Origin of the sequence: Streptomyces ochraceiscleroticus, from assembly GCF_000720485.1 — a bacterium.
Classification (GTDB): Bacteria; Actinomycetota; Actinomycetes; order Streptomycetales; family Streptomycetaceae; genus Streptomyces; species Streptomyces ochraceiscleroticus.
In genome coordinates this window covers 1-562 of sequence record NZ_JOAX01000077.1, presented here as the reverse complement: position 1 = coordinate 562, position 562 = coordinate 1, and the positions used below count along the sequence as shown (strand labels likewise).

At 70.6% G+C, this 562-nt stretch carries 1 protein-coding gene and 1 pseudogene; both read right to left on the bottom strand.

Features of this window, described 5'->3' with window-relative positions; all coding sequences use genetic code 11:
- Positions 1-187, bottom strand: a pseudogene (locus tag IG84_RS0137230) (DUF4232 domain-containing protein); the annotation flags it as partial.
- A gap of 94 nt (positions 188-281) precedes the next feature.
- A partial coding sequence (locus tag IG84_RS38540) for a hypothetical protein (protein ID WP_037801470.1) occupies positions 282-562 on the bottom strand: 281 nt, incomplete at its 5' end.

The window sequence follows — 562 nt, the reverse complement described above, 5'->3', positions numbered from 1 at the left end:
GTTCAGCCGTCTCGGCCTCGCCCGCGTCGGCGTCCTCGGCCGCCGTGTCGCTCTCGGTGGCCTGGTCGCTGGACTCCTCGGCGGCGGCGGACGGCTTGCTGGAGCCGGTGTCGTCGGTGCCTTCGCAGGCGGTGAGCGTGAGGAGTGCTGCGGCGGTGAGTGCGCCGATGGTGTAGCGGATGCGCATGGTTCGTCCCCCCAGGACTGTTAGTGCTGAGGGGCCATCATGCGACATGTGGGGGCGGCGTGAACGCGGCGTGACACTCCTGTGACACGTCCGGTCAGGGGCCGGGGACCAGTTCGAAATCGGTGGGTCGCGCGTCGAGGGCTTTGGCGACCGAAGCCCACATTTCGGCGAGGATGCGGGCTTCGGTGGACCGTACGCCGTGGAACTGGGCCAGGGTGCGGGACTCGGCCGCGCGGTCGCGCTGCCAGCCGCTGTCGTACTGCTGGCGCTCCCGGGCGTCGTCCTCGTGCCTCACCGCTTCGTTGTACTCGGTGGTGGCGCGTTCGGCCCAGCCGACTGCGTGGGCTTGGGCGCGGTTGTGGTTCTCCTCGCGCC